Below are 15,473 nucleotides of genomic sequence, written 5' to 3' on the forward strand. Positions count from 1 at the left end.
CCGGCCCACCACGTTTTGCCCCTTGCCGCAAACGCCGGACGATTTCAGGATGCAGCCAACCAGAACCCTGAAAAAGGATCAGCCCGATGTTTGCCGGATTCCGCAAAGACCAGCGCCACGTCAACGGCGTCGACATTGCCTACCGCCTCGGCGGCAGCGGCCCGGGCCTGTTGCTGTTGCACGGGCACCCGCAGACCCATGTGATCTGGCACAAGATTGCCGAACAACTGGCCGAACACTTCAGCGTGGTCGCCGCCGACCTGCGCGGTTACGGCGACAGCAGTCGCCCGGCCGCCGATGAGCTGCACGTTAATTACTCGAAACGCGAAATGGCCCGCGACAATGTCGAGTTGATGCAGGCGCTGGGCTTCGAGCAGTTTTCGATTCTCGCTCACGACCGTGGCGCGCGGGTCGCCCATCGCCTCGCCCTCGATCACCCGGATGCCGTGCAACGGATGATGCTGCTCGACATCGCGCCGACCCTGTCGATGTACGCGCAAACCAACGAAGCCTTTGCTCGCGCGTATTGGCACTGGTTCTTCCTGATCCGCCCGGCGCCATTGCCGGAAACCTTGCTCGAAGCCAATCCCGAAGGTTATCTGCGCAGCGTCATGGGCAGCCGCAGCGCCGGGCTCAAGCCGTTTACCGATGCAGCCTTCGGCGAATACCTGCGCTGCCTGCGCCAATCGGGCAGCGCCCGTGGCATCTGCGAAGACTATCGCGCCAGCGCCGGCATCGATCTTGAGCACGACCGCGCCGACATCTCGGCCGGGCATCACCTGAATCTACCGCTGCGCGTGTTGTGGGGCGCCGAAGGCACCGTCGGCCGTTGCTTCGATCCGCTCAAGGAATGGCAACACGTGGCGACTGACGTCAGCGGTCAGGCATTGCCCGCCGGCCATTACCTTGCCGAAGAAGTCCCTGAACTGTTGCTTGGCGAAGCACTGGCCTTTTTGCGCTGAGCCGAGCCGCCGGATCTCGGTGCTATGCTGGCGGCTTCTGCCGCCAGTGTTCGTTTTGACATGCCACAGAAGAAAGACAGCGTGCCCCTGCCCGAAGACCTGCGCGTGCTACTCACCGTGATCCGCAAGAACGGCTTTGCCGCCGCAGCGGATGAACTCGGCCTGTCGCCGGCCTATGTCAGCAAACGCATCCAGATTCTTGAAACCACCCTTGGCACTCGCCTGCTGCACCGCACCAGTCGTCGCGTCTCGCTGACCGAGGACGGCGAACGGGTGCAGCGCTGGGCGTTGCGCATTCTCGATGACTTCCAGCAACTGCACGACGAACTGTCCGACGCCCACGACAGCCCGCGTGGGCGTTTGCACCTCTGCAGCAGTTTCGGTTTCGGTCGCAATCATGTGGCGCCGGCGGTGTCGCTGCTGGCCGAACGTTATCCAGACCTGGAGATTCGCCTCGACCTGTTTGACCGGGTGGTGGACATCATCAATGAAGGCTTCGATCTGGAGATCCGCGTCGGCGACGACATTCCCGGCCAGCACATCGGCCGGTGTCTGGTCAGTAACCGCCGAGTGCTGTGCGCCGCCCCCGGTTATCTGCAACTTCGCGGCACGCCGCAGACCCTGGACGAACTGCAACAACACGATTGCCTGGTGATCAAGGAACGCGACAACGCTTTCGGGATCTGGCATCTGGATCGCGACGGCGGGCAAGAGAGCGTGCGGGTCAGCGGGCCGTTGTCGTCCAACAACGGCGAGATTGTTTTGCAGTGGGCACTGGACGGGCGTGGGGTGTTGTTGCGCTCGCTGTGGGATGTGAAACCGCTGCTGGAGCAAGGACGCTTGGTGCAGGTGCTGGACGATTACAGCCAGAGCGCCAATGTCTGGGCGGTGTACCCGACACGGCTGGCGCATTCGGGGAAGTTGCGCGCGTGTGTGGAGTTTTTGCAGGCGCATTTCAAAGGATTGTCGCTGTAGCTCAAAACACCACAAAAACCTGTGGGAGCTGGCTTGTCGGAACGACGCATCGCAGCGATGGCGTCAGCTCAGCCAACACAAATGCTGGAAGTGCCGGCCTCATCGCTGGCAAGCCAGCTCCCACAGGTTATGCGTTCAGCCTAACCAAGGGTTACTGGCCAAATGCTCGCGTTCGAAATCTTTGATCTGTTCGCGCCGTTGCAGGGTGCTGCCGATGGCATCCAGGCCGAGCAGCAACGCGGTTTTGCGCAGGTTATCAATCTGGAAATCGATCACGCTGCCATCCGCCAGACTAATCCGCTGCGCCTCCAGATCAATGCTGACCCGCGCCGTTTCAGGCTCACCGACAAGCTGTCCAATGCGCTGCACCTGTACCTCTTCCAGGGTGATCAACAACACGCCGTTACGCTGGCAATTGTCATAGAAAATCCCGGCAAAGCTGCTGCCGATCAACGCGCGGATGCCCATCTGCTGCAGGCCCCATACCGCGTGTTCACGGCTGGAACCGCAGCCGAAATTGGGCCCGACCACAAGAAAGTTCGCACCTTTCCAGGCGGGCTGGTTCAGCACGAACTCAGGGTTGGGCGTGCCATCGCGCTGAAACCGCAGATCGAAAAACAATCCGCGATCCAGCCCGTTTCTATCGATGCCCTTGAGAAACTGCTTGGGCATGATCACGTCGGTATCAACGTTCGCTGCCAGTAACGGCGCAGCCTGGCCACTGACTAGAGTGAAAGGTTGCAGGCTCATGGGCGTACTCCAAAGTGGCGGATATCGGTGAGTCGACCGCTGATCGCAGCGGCGGCGACCATCGCCGGACTCATCAAATGAGTGCGCGCGCCGGCGCCCTGACGGCCTTCAAAGTTGCGGTTGGTACTGGACGCGCAGCGGTCGCCGGGGGCGAGTACGTCGTCGTTCATCGCCAGGCACATCGAGCAGCCGGACTGACGCCATTCGAACCCGGCGTCGATAAAGATCTGCGCCAGCCCTTCGGCCTCGGCCTGCGCGCGAACTTCGCTGGAGCCGGGGACGATCATTGCGCGTACATGCCCGGCCACGTGCTGACCGCGTACGACGCTGGCGGCATCGCGCAAGTCTTCGATTCGCGCGTTGGTGCACGAGCCGATAAAGGCGTGGCTGATAACAATGTCGCTGAGCGCCATGCCCGCTTCGAGGCCCATGTAGTTGAGGGCGCGGCGCATGTCCTGGCGCAGGATCGGATCGCTGATCGCTTGCGGATCCGGCACCCGCGCACCGATCGCGGCGGCCTGATCGGGGCTGGTGCCCCAGGTGACCATCGGTTCAAGAATGCTGGCATCCAGGTGAATCTCGCGGTCAAACAGCGCACCGGGATCACTGCGCAGTTCGCGCCACTTCTTCACGCCCCGTTCCCACAACTCACCTTGCGGCGCGCGCGGCTTGCCCTTGAGATAGGCGAAGACCTTTTCATCCGGGGCCATGAACGCGCCGCGCGCACCGGCCTCGACAGCCATGTTGCAGATGGTCATGCGCGCTTCAACGCTCAAGGCATCGATAGTCGAGCCGCAGAACTCGATCGCGTAACCGCTGGCCCCGGACGCGCCGATGCGACCGATCAGGGCCATGATCACGTCTTTGGACGTCAGGCCCGCTGTCAACTCGCCGTCGACGGTCACGCGCAGGCTTTTCAGACGTTTGTAGACCAGCGTCTGCGAGGCCAGCAGGTGTTCGATCTCGGAGGTGCCGATGCCAAAACCGAAAGCGCCGAGTGCGCCATAGGTGGTGGTATGGCTGTCGCCGGCGGCGATGACCATGCCGGGCAGAATGAACCCCTGCTCGGGAGCGATCACGTGTTCAATGCCCTGACGTTTGTCGAGGATGTCCAGCAACTCGATGCCGAAGTCCCGGCAATTCTCCGCCAGATACGAGACTTGCCGGGCGCCGCCGGCATCAGGCATTGCCGCGATGCGCACAGGCGTGGTCGGGTTGACGTGATCGACCACCGCCAGCGCCGTGCCCGGACGCCAGACCCCGCGCCCGGCGGCACGCAAACCGCTGAACGCCTGCGGGCTGGTGTATTCGTTGATCACCTGACGATCGATATACAAGAGGACATGGCCCTGATCGTCGAGGCGGCACACCGTGTGCGAATCGATGTGTTTGTCATAGAGGGTTCTGGCGGTCATCAAGGCGCTCACTCAGGGAAATCAGGTGATTCCCATCATAGGGAGCGCGGGTCGGCCATCAATTGGCAGACAGTGATGGCGTGGATCATGAATCGTGTTTGATCTGCCGATCAGCGAAACCCTGTAGGAGCTGTCGAGTGCAACGAGGCTGCGATCTTTTGATCTTGTTTTTAAAGATCAGGATCAAAAGATCGCAGCGTGCCGCAGCTCCTACAGTGGGATCTGTCAAACCCTGCGAATTGGGAAACATTTGCTTTCATATCATCTTTCGGGATTTTCCTCGCTCATCCGTCCTATAGAGATGCAGACCGTTCGCGTAGGCAAAAGCCACGTCCGGTCTTTCCGGGTCCCCGTGCTGCGAAGCCCGTAGCCAGGCACCCTTTCACCGCTATCAAGACGCGCAATCATGTCGAAGAAATCCCGCTCCAAACTGTGGTTCCTCGTTCATAGCTGGCTGGCGTTACCGATCTGGTTCTTTGTCCTGATCGTCTGTGTCACCGGCACACTGGCGGTGGTCAGTCAGGAAATCGTCTGGCTGGCCAACCCGCAGATGCGCGCCAGCCAGCCTGCGGAGGATGCGCCGCTGCTCAGCTATGACCAGATCATGGCAGCGATCAAAAAAGCCGAACCGCAGACCCTCGTTGAAAGCATCAGTCGCCCCGATGAGTCACACTTCGCGCTCGACGTTGCGGTCAGTTATCCGGACGGTCGTTCGCAGACGGTCTACGTCAATCCTTACACCGGGGTGATCCAGGGCCCTGCGCCGACCTTCGATTTCAAAGCCTTCACCCGGGCTCTGCATGGCTGGTGGCTGGTGCCGTTCACCAATGGCTTCAGTTGGGGCTGGTATCTGGTGTCGTTCCTCGGCGTGCCGATGCTGGTCTCGTTGATCACCGGTCTGGTGGTCTACAAGCGCTTCTGGAAGGGTTTTCTGCGCCCGACCCTGCGCGTGCGCCACGGCGCACGGATTTTCTGGGGTGACTTCCATCGGCTGTGCGGTATCTGGTCGATCTGGTTCATTGCAGTGATTTCCATCACCGGCATCTGGTTTCTGATTCGGGCGATTCTGTTCGATAACCAGATCGCCATCTCCAGCGAGCCGATCATTCCGGCGATGTCCCGCGAAAGCGTGCCGATCTCTGCCGCCGGCACCCCGCCGCCACGGATCAGCCTGGACCGTGCCGTCGAGCTCGCGCAAGAGAAGATTCCGGGGTTGGAAGCCAGTTTCGTCAGCCTGCCGGGCAACGCCTACAGCCACATGAGCGTTGGCGGGCGCGGCTGGTATCCGCTGATGTTCCAGACCGCCACGCTCAATCCGTACAACGGCGACATCGCCGCTTCACGGTTGCTGTCCGATCGCTCGTCGCTGGAGTTCGTCACCGAGTCCATGCGACCACTGCACACCGGGGATTTCGGCGGCATCTGGATCAAGCTGATCTGGTTCTTCTTCGGTTTGATCCTGAGCATGATGATCCTCAGCGGCTTGTTGATCTGGACCAAACGCACCGCCCTGGCCACCGCCAATGCGTTGAAGCGCGAAGACAAGAAAAACCGCATCAAGGCACAACCGGCCATGAGCCGTGAAACCTCGGAGGCCAGCCTGTGAGCAAGTCCATCACCAAGGCCCAACCTTCTCGACTGGCGCGTTTCTGGCACAGATGGCGCTTCCACATCAATGTTCTGCTGCTGTTGATCCCGCTGGGTTTCATGCCCAAGTACTTCGCCGACGCCTCGCTGTTTCGCGGTGACAGCGGCTTGGGCCAGCACGAGATCGGCACTGTCCAGGTCGGGCCATGGAGCCTGCGCCTGGCCGAGTTACGCAACGAAGCACCGGTGCTGACCGGTCCGGCCGGCTACATGAAAGACTTCAGCGCCGCGCTGTGCGATGCCTGTGTCGATCAGGTCAAGGCGACCTACCTGCGCATCGGCAAGCCACGCAGCCTGCGCGCCGCCGGCAGCATTTTCTTCGGCACGCCTTATCGCATGGGCACACAAATGCCGATCCCGGAGAAGACCAGAGCCGACGCCGAACTGTGGATCACCATGGAAGGCTGGGACGGCAGCATGCACCAGGCTTCGATTCCCCTGAGTCAGGCCTCCCCCGCCACCTTCGCCTGGCTGAACAAACAAGGAGTCAAACCATGACTTGCTCTCAACGCCCTTCTCGCCTGCGCCTGAAGGCCGCGCTGCTGGTGCTCGGCGCCAGCTTCAGTGCCAGCGCTCTGGCGCATAACCCGATGTGCGAATGCAAAGCCATCGACGCCGAGCAGATCAAATGCACCGGTGGGTTCTCCGACGGCAGCGGCGCGCCGGGGGTGACCCTCGATGTGATTGGCTACGACGAAACGATCCTGGTGCCGGGCAAGCTCGGCAGTGACTCGACGCTGACCTTCAAGAAGCCTGGCGCCGAGTTCTACGTGCTGTTCGACGCAGGTCCAGGCCACGTTGTGGAAATCGACCAGGCGGATATCGAAGCCCCATGAGTACGCCAACCACACAAATCGTGCGTCCGGCCGGCGCCGGTCATGAAACCCTCAATGTGCTGCTGTTGTGCCTGTTGATTCTGGCAGTCGCCGGTTCCGTGGTCGCGTGGCGCGGGGTTTCCCATGAGCCGGAGCCGGTTGCGTCCAATCAACTCGACGCCCGTCGCGACCTCAGTGCTGCCGAGCAAGGCATCTACGCCGACCTGCGGGTGACCCTCGACGAAATCCGCCTGCTGCGCGAAGAACAGCAAGCCCTGCCGACGCCGCAGAATCTGGCCGACGAAGGCTTTGCCCCGTTTGCCCAGGATGCGAGTTCGGTCAGCCGTGGGGGTCATGCCTGGCAGTTGCTGGCGAACACCGCGTATGTCGGTCAAAGCCAGAATCCGACTGTCGCTGGCTCGTTCGTCATGCTGCTGAGTACCGATGACAAGGCTGCGCCGGACATCTGGCTCAACCGTGATGCCGCCGCTCAAGCCCCGGCGCAACTGAATGCGGCGGCGCTGTCCGCTGCTGGCTGGAAACAGATCGTCGCGCAATACGATGCCGGGGTTACCCGCGAACATCGCCATTGATTCCTCGCCCTACTCCGAGAGAAGACCGCTTGCCCATGTCTATTTCATCGCCTCGCCGTCCGTTGTTACGCCTGTTTTTAGTGGGCCTGTGTGCCTGCCTGCTGAGCCCGCTGGCCAGCGCCGATCAGGCCAAGCGCCTGCGCATCGGCATCACCCTGCACCCGTATTACAGCTACGTGGCGAACATCGTCGGCGACAAGGCCGAAGTGGTGCCGCTGATCCCGGCCGGTTTCAATCCGCACGCCTACGAGCCTCGGGCCGAGGACATCAAACGCATCAGTGGGCTGGATGTGATCGTGCTCAACGGTGTCGGTCATGACGACTTCGCCGACCGCATGATCGCCGCCAGCGAAACGCCGAACATCAAAACCATCGAAGCCAACGAAAACGTTCCGCTGCTGGCCGCCACCGGCGTTGCCGCGCGCGGGGCCGGCAAAGTGGTGAATCCGCACACGTTCCTGTCGATCAGCGCCTCCATCGCTCAGGTCAACAACATCGCCCGCGAACTGGGCAAACTCGATCCGGACAACGCCAAGACCTATACACAGAACGCCCGCGCCTACGGCAAGCGCCTGCGGCAGATGCGCGCCGACGCGCTGGCAAAACTGACTCAAGCGCCGAATGCCGAACTGCGCGTGGCCACGGTACACGCGGCTTACGACTATCTGTTGCGTGAGTTCGGCCTGGAAGTGACCGCAGTGGTCGAACCGGCCCACGGTATCGAACCGAGTCCAAGCCAGTTGAAGAAGACCATCGACCAGTTGCGTGAACTGGATGTGAAAGTGATCTTCTCGGAGATGGATTTCCCGTCCACTTACGTCGACACCATCCAGCGTGAGTCCGGGGTCAAGCTGTATCCGCTGTCGCACATTTCCTACGGCGAATACACCGCCGACAAATACGAAAAGGAAATGACCGGCAACCTCAATACCGTGGTGCGGGCGATTCAGGAGTCTGGCGCATGACTTCCAGAGAAAACCTTTCCCCCGAAAACACCGAGTCCCCTGTGGGAGCGAGTTTGCTCGCGAAGGCGCCGGATCAGCCGACATCTTTGTTGAATGACACACCGCTATCGCGAGCAGGCGAAGGCCTACAGGTTATGGGGCCGACGCTGGATTTTGCGCAGGTTTGTCTGACGCTGGGTCGCACAACCATTCTCGACAAGGTCACCTTCCAGGTGCAGCCCGGCAGCGTACACGCGCTGGTCGGCCCCAACGGTGGCGGCAAGAGTTCGCTGATCAAGACCCTGCTCGGGCAAATGCCGCATCAGGGCCAGCTCAGCCTGCAATGGCCCGGCGAACCCGGCACCATCGGTTATGTACCGCAGGCGCTGGAATTCGATCGCGGTCTGCCGATGACCGTCGACGATTTCATGGCTGCCATGTGTCAGCGACGCCCGGCTTTTCTCGGCTTGAGCAAGCGTTACGCCGGCGCCATTGGCGATGCGCTGGAACGCGTCGGCATGCAGGACAAACGCAAGCGGCGCATGGGTGCGCTGTCCGGCGGTGAGCGCCAGCGGGTGCTGCTCGCACAAGGTTTGATTCCGACGCCGCAATTGCTGGTGCTGGATGAGCCGATGTCGGCCCTCGATGAAGCCGGGATTCAGGTGTTCGAGCGCCTGCTCAATGACTGGCGCGCGGCAGGTATCACCGTGCTGTGGATCGAGCACGATCTGGAAGCGGTCGGGCGCCTGGCCGATCGGGTCACCGGCCTGAACCGTCGTGTGCTGTTCGACGCTACGCCACAACAGGCGCTGACCCCGGAACGCCTGCTGACGCTGTTCTCGACCCATCCACGGAGCGCTGCCTGATGAGTTACGAAGCCTTTCGTTTGATGGTGCAAGGCTGGGCCTCGTCCGGTTATCTGCCGGAAGCGCTGGCCTACGGTTTCGTGGTCAATGCGCTGCTTGCCGGGCTGCTGATCGGCCCGGTGCTCGGCGGCCTCGGCACGCTGGTGGTGGTCAAGCGCTTCGCGTTTTTCTCCGAAGCGGTGGGCCACGCGGCGCTGACCGGCGTGGCCATCGGCATCCTGCTCGGCGAACCCTACACCGGCCCCTATGGCAGCCTGTTCGGTTATTGCCTGCTGTTCGGCATCCTGCTCAATTACCTGCGCAACCGTACCGGCCTCGCACCGGATACTTTGATTGGCGTGTTTCTGTCGGTGTCGCTGGCGTTGGGCGCGAGTCTGCTGTTGATTCTGGCGGGCAAGATCAACGTGCACATTCTCGAGAACGTGCTGTTCGGTTCAGTGCTGACGGTCAACGGCAACGATCTGGCGGTGCTGGCCATCGTCGGTTCGCTGGTCATGGCATTGGCGCTACCGCTGTACAACCGCATCATGCTCGCCAGCTTCAATCCGCAACTGGCTGCCGTGCGCGGAGTGGCGGTGAAGACCCTGGATTATCTGTTCGTGATTCTGGTGACGCTGATCACCGTGGCAGCGGTGAAAGTCATCGGCGCGATTCTGGTCGGTGCTCTGCTGGTGATCCCGGCCGCGGCGGCGCGCTTGCTCAGCCAGTCGCTCAAAGGGTTCTTCTGGTGCTCGGTGTTGATCGCCACGGTCAGCACGTTGTGCGGGATTCTTGCGCCGATCGTGTTCGATCTGCCGATTCCGTCCGGCGCCGCAATCATTCTGGTCGCCGGTATTGCCTTTGCCCTTGCCGCCATTGCGCGCGGGGTTGTCCCGAGTCTGAAAGGGAATCTTGGATAAATGACTTTTTCAATTCGCAAACTGACCTTGGCCATGGCCTTGTGCGGCGTGGTCTGCGCGCCGTTGATGGCTGCCGAAAATGCTAAACCGCTGCGAGTGCTGGCGTCGTTGCCGATTACTTATGGTTTGGGCGAAGTGCTGCTCAAAGGCACTGATGTCAACCTTGAACGTGCGGCGCCAGCGAATCTGCCGGGCAGCCGTCAGACCGCGTATTTCACCGGTCGCGGCGCGCCGGCACTGAGCAAACTGGCAACCGGCGCCGATGCTGTAATCGGCGTGCGCTCGCTGTGGGCCGATGATCCGCTGTACCCGATCGCCCGTCGCAGCAATATCCGCATCGTTGAAGTCGACGCCGCGCGACCGGTGGATGGCGCCCTGCCCGGCATCGCCGTGCAACCGGATCTGAAGGTCGATGGCTTGAACAGTCAGCCATGGCTGGCGAGCAACAACATGGGGCGCATGGCGGATGTGATGGCGGCGGATCTGGTGCGCCTGGCACCCAGCGCGAAGCCAAAGATCGAGGCGAATCTGGCGGCATTGAAGCAGCGTTTGCTGAAGCTCAGCGCCGACAGCGAGGCGCGACTGGCCAGCGCCGACAATCTCAGTGTGATGAGCTTGAGTGATCACTTCGGCTATTTGATCGGCAGCCTCAATCTGGAACTCATCGGCGAGGATCCACGGCCGGATGCCGAGTGGACGCCTGAAGATCTGAAAAAACTCACGGCGACGCTCAAGGACAATGAGGTGGCGGTGGTGTTGCATCATCGGCAGCCATCGGACGCGGTAAAAGCGGCGATTGCCGAGTCCGGCAGTCATCTGGTGGTGTTGAGCACCGATGCGGCGGACCCGGTGGCGGAGCTGGAAGGCAATGTGGATTTGCTGCTCAAGGGCTTGAGCGGGGCGTGATTCCAGTTGCACCGCGTTATCGTTCATCGCTGGCAAGCCAGCTCCCACAGGGTTCTCGGTGAACGCAGATTTTGTAATCACCAAAATACCTGTGGGAGCTGGCTTGCCAGCGATGGGGCCCTGAAAGGCAACACAAATCCAAGGCAAGAAAAAACCCGCTGACTGTTTCCAGTCCAGCGGGTTTCTTTTTGCCCGGCCGCTTATTGCGCGGCGGCCTGCCCTTCCATCTTCTGGCGCAGGCTCAGCGGACGCATGTCAGTCCAGACTTCTTCGATGTAGGCCAGGCACTCCTTTTTCAGGCCGCTCTTGCCCACGGTGCGCCAGCCTTCCGGCACGGCTTTGTAATCCGGCCAGATCGAGTATTGCTCTTCGTGGTTGACCACAACCTGAAAAAGGATGTCCTCGCGGTCGAATACTGACGTCATGCTGGTTCTCCATCGTTGTAAGGGTGGGCTGCACACGGGGTGCAGCCGGGTATGTAGAAAGAACGTTTGGCGCGGCGAAAAATTTACAGCGCAGCGGTGGCAGCGGCCAAAGCACGGCCAAAGATTTCCGCGACACGGTCGATTTCGGCAGCAGTGATCACCAGCGGCGGCAGGAAACGCACCACCGCGCCATGCCGACCGCCCAGCTCCAGAATCAGGCCGCGCTTGAGGCATTCGCGCTGAACCAGCGGCGCCAGTCGGGCAAACGCCGGCGGATGACCGAGCGCATCGGGAGTGCCGTTCGGCTCGACCAGCTCGACCCCGAGCATCAGGCCACGACCACGAATATCGCCGAGTTGCGGGAAGTCGCGTTGCAGGATGCGCAAGTGCTCGCTGAGGCGCTCGCCCATGGCCGCGGCGTGTTCGCAGACCTTGTGTTCGACCAGATAACGCATCACCGCAGAGCCTGCCGCCATGGCCATCTGATTGCCACGGAAGGTGCCGGCGTGCGCGCCCGGTTGCCAGGTGTCGAGCCAGTCGCGATAGACCACCACGGCCAACGGCAGGCTGCCGCCGATGGCTTTGGACAACACCACCACATCCGGGGTGATGTCGGCGTGTTCGAAGGCAAACATTTTGCCGGTGCGGGCAAAACCGCTCTGGATCTCGTCGACGATCAGCGCCACACCAGCCTTCTCGGTGATCCGACGCAAGCCGCGCAGCCACTCGATGTCCGCCGGAATCACACCGCCCTCGCCCTGCACCGCCTCGACAATCACCGCGGCGGGCAATTGCACACCGGCCTCGGGGTCGTTGAGCAGGTTTTCCAGGTAACTCAGGTTAGCTTTCACTCCTGCCGCGCCACCGAGGCCGAACGGGCAGCGGTAGTCGTACGGGAACGGCATGAACTGCACGCCATTGCTGAGCAGCGCACCCAACGGCTTTTTCGGCCCCAGGCTGCCCATCAGGCTCAGCGCGCCCTGGCTCATGCCGTGATAACCGCCGGAGAACGACAGCACGGTGCTGCGCCCGGTCGCGGTGCGCACCAGCTTCAACGCGGCTTCCACGGCATCGGTGCCGGTCGGGCCGCAGAACTGGATTTTCGCTTCAGCCGCGAGCGCGGAAGGCAGCAGGCCAAACAGATCCTGGACGAACTGATCCTTGACCGGAGTGGTCAGGTCGAGGGTATGCAGTGGCAATTCATCGGCCAGCACCTGCTGGATCGCTTCGATCACCACCGGATGGTTATGCCCCAGCGCCAGCGTGCCGGCACCGGCCAGGCAGTCGATGAACGTGCGCCCTTCGACGTCTTCGACATAGAGGCCTTTGGCGCGCTTCAGCGCCAGCGGAATGCGCCGCGGATAACTGCGGGCGTTGGATTCCTGCCGGGCCTGCCGGGCCAGCAATGGCGATTCATTGAACTGGTACAACGTTTCGGCCGGCGCCGAAGTAACCCGGGCCGACGACTCTTCGATAAGGCTGGTGGCGACTGACATCTCTCGACCCCTCAATTGGCTATGGATAGTGACCAAAACAGCACACCGGACAGGTGCGCATTCCGATCGCGGGGCGCACTTGCAGGTTTTCCTGTTCTGGAAACGCTTAAGGGGCCTGAGGATTTAGCCCGTGATCGAGTTGTCAGCCCGGCAATGCCAACGGCTTGCGCATGGGCAGGCTCTGCAAGCCTTGGTATTCGAGGGGCGGCGCTGACTTGTGATAGCCCAGACGCCGATAAAAAGCCTGGCCGGTGTACGTGCTGTTGAGATCAGCGTGAGAACCACCGCGAACCCGTAACCAGCCTTCCAGATCCTCCATCAGCGCCCGTCCGACGCCCCGGCGAAATGACTCTGGCTGGACGTAACACAGCAAAATGTCGCCGCTGGCCCGAGCCATGCCGACACCGACCGGTTTGTCCGCCAGCAACGCGATACACAGATAGAAGTGCGGGTCGGCGAGTCGGGCACTGATGAAGTCGGCGGATTGCAGGCCGATCCATTGGCTGACGAGTGACGGATCGTTACGGTGATCGAGCGCACAACCGATGCGGATCGAACGTTCGATGATGCGACTGATGATACCGGCGTCGGCCAGAGTGGCCGGACGAATGCAGATGGGTGCTTCCATGGCGCAGTTCCCTCAATCCATTGAGTCAAAGCTGCGATGACCTTATCCCCACCCGGTCCGGATAGCGAACGCCGAGAAGTTACATTTGATGTGTCTGGCGCGATTTCCTACCACAGGCTGTGCTGGAATCAGACAGGCTGCAACGGCATGGTCAGCTCGACCCGCAGGCCATCCGGGCGACTGTCGAAATGCAGGGCACAGTCGCAACGCTGAACGATCGCCTGAACAATTGCCAGACCGAGGCCGCAACCGGTGCTTTGGCCGTTGCGCCAGAAGCGTTGGGTCAGATGTTGCAGGTCATCCGGCGCAATCCCCGGGCCATGGTCGCGCACGACAAACCGCACGCGGTTGCCAATGGTTTCCAGGCTCAGCTCAACCGCGCAGTCTTCGGGCGTATGGCGCAGGGCGTTGTCGAGCAGATTGCGCAGCGCCGCAATCGACAGCACTGCCGGCATTTGCAACGGTGCAACAGAAAGTTCGGCCGGCAGGTGCAATTTGATGCGCAGGCGTTCGCCCCCCGTGGCGTCCTGAATCGCCAGGCGTGCCACTTGCTCGGCGCTGCATTGCGAGCCGTCATCGAACGACAGACTGCCCTCGACCCGCGCCAGCAACAGCAGTTGCTCGAGCGTGCGATGCAAGCGATCAGCGCCCTCCTCGGCCCGTGCCAGCGACTGATCGCGGGCGTTGCCATCGGTCATGCGTGCGACTTGCAGGTGGGTCTTGATCGCCGTCAGCGGGCTGCGCAGTTCATGCGCCGCGTCACCGGTCAGGCGCCGCTCGCGCTCAATGGTTTTGCCGATGCGTTGAAACAACTGATTTTGCGTTTCAAGCAGCGGCTTCAATTCGCTGGGGAAGGTCTGGATCTGCAACGGCTCAAGCGAGTCGGCATTGCGCCGCATCAGTGCTTCACGCAGACGATTGAGCGGCGCCAGACCCTGGCCAATGCCCAGCCACAACAGACACAGACAGCCGAGCAACGCCACACCCACCGGCACCGACGCCGCCAGCAGGATCGACATGTTCAGCGCCTCGCGCTCGATCTGCCGGTCAGCGGTGGTAATCCGCACATCGCCTCGGGCAAGGGTGAAACTGCGCCACGGCGCACCGTCGATCATCTGGTCATGGAAGCCCATCTTCTCGGCTTCCAGCGCTTGTTCGGGGTTGTTGTGGCTGCGCGCGAGGATTTCCCCGCGCAAGGAGCTGACCTGACAGGCCATGCCACCGGGGATATTCAGTTGTTCGGCACTGAAATGCGTGCCCTCGCCTTTGCTCGGCAAAGTCGGCAACTGTTCCAGCAGCCCGGCGACCATGCGCGCCGACGCCACCAGACGCTGGTCGAGGGAAAACATCATCTGATTGCGCAGGTCACTGAGCATCCACGCCGCCGCCAGCGCCCAGATCAGTGCAAACGCGGCGCCGAGGGTCAGACTCAGGCGCAGTCGCAGACTCATCACTTGCCTTGATCTCCACCATCGGCCGGGCCAAGGCGATAGCCCAGACCGCGCACGGTTTCGACGATGCCTTTGCCCAGTTTGCTGCGCAGGTGATGGATGTGCACGTTCAGCGCGTTGCTTTCCAGTTCATCGTTGAAGCCGTAGACACTGTCCTTCAACTGTTCAGTGGACAGCACCCGACCACGATTGTGCAGCAGCGCCTGCAGCAGCGATTGCTCGCGGCGCGACAAGTCCACCGGTTGCCCGGCCAGGGTGGTTTCGCGGCTGCTCGGGTCGTAGGTCAGCGCGCCGTGCTCAATCAGGTTGACACTGCGCCCGGCGACCCGCCGCAACAGGGTTTGCAGACGGGCGAACAGTTCACGCAGATCGAACGGTTTGAGCAGGTAATCGTCAGCCCCGGCCTGCAAACCATCGACGCGGTCGGTGACCGAGTCGCGCGCGGTCAGGATCAGCACCGGAATTTCCAGGCCACTCTGCCGCAGTTGTTGCAGCAACTTGAGGCCATCTTCGTCGGGCAGGCCGAGATCGAGCACCATCACGTCGAATTCAGCGACCTTGAGCATCGCCCGCGCCTTCGACGCGGTGTTGACGTGCTCAACGGTCAAACCCTGAGCCGTGAGGCCGGCAACGATCCCGCTGGCAATCAGCTCATCGTCTTCGCAAACCAGTACGTGCATGGGTGCTCCGTGGATAAAAAA

At 61.7% G+C, this 15,473-nt stretch carries 17 protein-coding genes; 10 read left to right on the forward strand and 7 right to left on the reverse strand.

Features of this window, described 5'->3' with window-relative positions; translation table 11 throughout:
- Nucleotides 1–86 precede the first annotated feature (86 nt).
- Entirely contained in the window at nucleotides 87–962 is an 876-nt protein-coding gene (locus tag AC3IUF_RS20645; RefSeq protein ID WP_095113066.1) for an alpha/beta fold hydrolase, read from the forward strand.
- A 24-nt stretch (nucleotides 963–986) separates the two neighbouring features.
- Nucleotides 987–1,937, forward strand: coding sequence for a LysR substrate-binding domain-containing protein (locus AC3IUF_RS20650; protein ID WP_095113065.1), 951 nt, complete (start codon nucleotides 987–989; stop codon nucleotides 1,935–1,937).
- 135 nt (nucleotides 1,938–2,072) lie between these two features.
- Here the strand turns inward: AC3IUF_RS20650 and leuD are convergent, their stop codons facing one another.
- Nucleotides 2,073–2,687: a 3-isopropylmalate dehydratase small subunit gene (leuD, locus tag AC3IUF_RS20655; protein WP_414894820.1), complete on the reverse strand. Its 615-nt coding sequence runs from the start codon at nucleotides 2,685–2,687 to the stop codon at nucleotides 2,073–2,075.
- Nucleotides 2,684–4,102, reverse strand: a complete 1,419-nt coding sequence (gene leuC / locus AC3IUF_RS20660; RefSeq protein WP_123375548.1) for a 3-isopropylmalate dehydratase large subunit — start codon at nucleotides 4,100–4,102, stop codon at nucleotides 2,684–2,686. The genes leuD and leuC overlap by 4 nt, the downstream gene beginning before the upstream one ends.
- Nucleotides 4,103–4,508: 406 nt before the next feature.
- Between leuC and AC3IUF_RS20665 the strand changes: the two genes are divergently transcribed.
- The 8 genes from AC3IUF_RS20665 (at nucleotide 4,509) to AC3IUF_RS20700 (ending at nucleotide 10,772) form a co-directional block, all read left to right on the forward strand.
- On the forward strand, nucleotides 4,509–5,708 hold the full coding sequence (locus AC3IUF_RS20665) for a PepSY-associated TM helix domain-containing protein (RefSeq protein ID WP_007917724.1): 1,200 nt from the start codon (nucleotides 4,509–4,511) through the stop codon (nucleotides 5,706–5,708).
- Nucleotides 5,705–6,247: a hypothetical protein gene (locus AC3IUF_RS20670; RefSeq protein ID WP_007917723.1), complete on the forward strand. Its 543-nt coding sequence runs from the start codon at nucleotides 5,705–5,707 to the stop codon at nucleotides 6,245–6,247. The genes AC3IUF_RS20665 and AC3IUF_RS20670 overlap by 4 nt, the downstream gene beginning before the upstream one ends.
- Nucleotides 6,244–6,585: a hypothetical protein gene (locus tag AC3IUF_RS20675; protein ID WP_447786514.1), complete on the forward strand. Its 342-nt coding sequence runs from the start codon at nucleotides 6,244–6,246 to the stop codon at nucleotides 6,583–6,585. Before AC3IUF_RS20670 ends, AC3IUF_RS20675 begins: the two co-directional genes overlap by 4 nt.
- Nucleotides 6,582–7,157, forward strand: coding sequence for a DUF6162 family protein (locus AC3IUF_RS20680; RefSeq protein WP_095113061.1), 576 nt, complete (start codon nucleotides 6,582–6,584; stop codon nucleotides 7,155–7,157). The genes AC3IUF_RS20675 and AC3IUF_RS20680 overlap by 4 nt, the downstream gene beginning before the upstream one ends.
- Nucleotides 7,158–7,192: 35 nt before the next feature.
- On the forward strand, nucleotides 7,193–8,122 hold the full coding sequence (locus AC3IUF_RS20685) for a metal ABC transporter substrate-binding protein (RefSeq protein ID WP_007917720.1): 930 nt from the start codon (nucleotides 7,193–7,195) through the stop codon (nucleotides 8,120–8,122).
- A 134-nt stretch (nucleotides 8,123–8,256) separates the two neighbouring features.
- A complete protein-coding gene (locus AC3IUF_RS20690; protein WP_414916880.1) occupies nucleotides 8,257–8,967 on the forward strand; it encodes a metal ABC transporter ATP-binding protein in 711 nt (236 codons plus the stop codon).
- The gene (locus AC3IUF_RS20695) at nucleotides 8,967–9,866 is read left to right on the forward strand and encodes a metal ABC transporter permease (RefSeq protein WP_007917717.1); all 900 of its coding nucleotides are present in this window, start codon (nucleotides 8,967–8,969) and stop codon (nucleotides 9,864–9,866) included. The genes AC3IUF_RS20690 and AC3IUF_RS20695 overlap by 1 nt, the downstream gene beginning before the upstream one ends.
- Entirely contained in the window at nucleotides 9,867–10,772 is a 906-nt protein-coding gene (locus AC3IUF_RS20700) for a metal ABC transporter substrate-binding protein (RefSeq protein WP_123375546.1), read from the forward strand.
- Nucleotides 10,773–10,972: 200 nt separating this feature from the next.
- Here AC3IUF_RS20700 and AC3IUF_RS20705 read toward each other — a convergent pair whose 3' ends face one another.
- The 5 genes from AC3IUF_RS20705 to AC3IUF_RS20725 form a co-directional block, all read right to left on the reverse strand.
- Complete coding sequence (locus AC3IUF_RS20705) at nucleotides 10,973–11,197, reverse strand: MbtH family protein (protein ID WP_003226665.1); 225 nt, start codon at nucleotides 11,195–11,197, stop codon at nucleotides 10,973–10,975.
- A gap of 83 nt (nucleotides 11,198–11,280) precedes the next feature.
- Complete coding sequence (locus AC3IUF_RS20710) at nucleotides 11,281–12,693, reverse strand: aspartate aminotransferase family protein (protein WP_007949601.1); 1,413 nt, start codon at nucleotides 12,691–12,693, stop codon at nucleotides 11,281–11,283.
- Between the two features lie 142 nt (nucleotides 12,694–12,835).
- Nucleotides 12,836–13,321, reverse strand: a complete 486-nt coding sequence (locus AC3IUF_RS20715; RefSeq protein WP_007908713.1) for a GNAT family N-acetyltransferase — start codon at nucleotides 13,319–13,321, stop codon at nucleotides 12,836–12,838.
- Nucleotides 13,322–13,449: 128 nt separating this feature from the next.
- A complete protein-coding gene (locus tag AC3IUF_RS20720; protein ID WP_095113055.1) occupies nucleotides 13,450–14,772 on the reverse strand; it encodes an ATP-binding protein in 1,323 nt (440 codons plus the stop codon).
- On the reverse strand, nucleotides 14,772–15,452 hold the full coding sequence (locus tag AC3IUF_RS20725; protein WP_007908710.1) for a response regulator: 681 nt from the start codon (nucleotides 15,450–15,452) through the stop codon (nucleotides 14,772–14,774). Before AC3IUF_RS20725 ends, AC3IUF_RS20720 begins: the two co-directional genes overlap by 1 nt.
- Nucleotides 15,453–15,473 lie beyond the last annotated feature (21 nt).

The sequence above is a fragment of the Pseudomonas sp. KH_040 genome, assembly GCF_057839305.1.